This is a genomic window from Solemya elarraichensis gill symbiont (assembly GCF_002021095.1).
Lineage (GTDB): Bacteria > Pseudomonadota > Gammaproteobacteria > Chromatiales > Chromatiaceae.
In genome coordinates, this window is record NZ_MPRK01000362.1 from 1 (window position 1) to 1,157 (window position 1,157).

At 48.8% G+C, this 1,157-nt stretch carries 2 protein-coding genes; both read left to right on the forward strand.

Going from position 1 to position 1,157, the window contains the following annotated elements:
• The coding region (locus tag BOW51_RS10940; RefSeq protein ID WP_217349049.1) for a hypothetical protein at positions 1-368 on the forward strand (368 nt) is incomplete at its 5' end.
• Positions 369-398: 30 nt separating this feature from the next.
• Complete coding sequence (locus BOW51_RS10945) at positions 399-827, forward strand: type IV pilin protein (RefSeq protein ID WP_078477727.1); 429 nt, start codon at positions 399-401, stop codon at positions 825-827.
• Positions 828-1,157 lie beyond the last annotated feature (330 nt).

The following is a 1,157-nucleotide window of genomic DNA, read 5'->3' on the forward strand; positions in this document are numbered from 1 at the left end:
TTCCAGCTTCTCTTGCGACCGAGGAGCCGGCAGGCTGTATCAGTAAATATGAGCACCTGATAAATGTAACAGTGACAAATGAACAAACTGCAAAGCCTAAAGACCAGATAGATATTGACTGGGATGGAGTCGAAATCAGCGAGGCTTCTTACGAGACTGTCTGCCTGCATCTAAGTACCGCACCTTCAGGCAAGAGTGCAGTATATAGTTGCAGCGTGGTTGCTGAGTTCGGTGTTGAATTGACAATGACCGCAACCTTCGACTCACTAAGCGGTTCTGGCAACGAAGATACCTTTAGTTCGCTGAGTATTGCAAAGAGCAGCAGTTTTGAATTGCCCGATATGGAATTGGGACTGGATTTACTATAACGCGTTGAACTTACATCTGAAGAGAACCTTATGCACAAATTGTCTATAAACAACCAAGCAGGCATAACTCTCATTGAACTGTTGGTGGTTGTCACTGTGATCGCCATCCTGGCGACTATCGCACTGCCCAATTATTCCGACTTGCTCAATCGGGCGAGGCGTGCAGATGCCATGCATGGACTTGAAAATATCAGGCTCTTGCAGGAGAAATGGCGTCGCAATAATACGACTTACGGAACAGCTGCGAATATACGAACCGCTGACCCATGGGACAGCCAGGAAGAGCATTACACCCTGAATATCACCGCGGGTAGCAATACTGGAACCGAATTCACAGCCACTGCGACTCCTCGAGGTAGTCAGCTTGGCGATGCGTGTGGAATATTTACCGTCAACCAGGATGGACCCGTATATGGCACTCCGCCCACAGGTGCTGATCAGGATTGCTGGCGCGACTAGAACAGCAATACAACAGCACCGCACAGCCAACCCACGGGTTGGTCTTGTTGTTTCTTCTCAATACAAATAAGCAATTCCTTCCCCTCCGGACTCCATCTTCATTTCATTTGATATACTCGCTCTGCCACACTCCGCGACAATTCAAAACAAGGTGAAACAGGGGCAGCCGGGTGCATGCCCTTGAATAGAATAATGAATAGACCGACGAAAGAGAAAAAAGCAGGCACGGCCAAGGGAGACCCTACAGACGGCAAGAGCCAGCACACCCCGATGATGCAGCAATACCTGCTTTTGAAGGCAGAAGTAGGTGACATGCTGCTCTTTTATCGC

Bases quoted from the DNA above. Each gene is read 5' to 3' on its own strand.
- BOW51_RS10945 (WP_078477727.1), top strand. From the start codon at position 399: ATGCACAAATTGTCTATAAACAACCAAGCAGGCATAACTCTCATTGAA.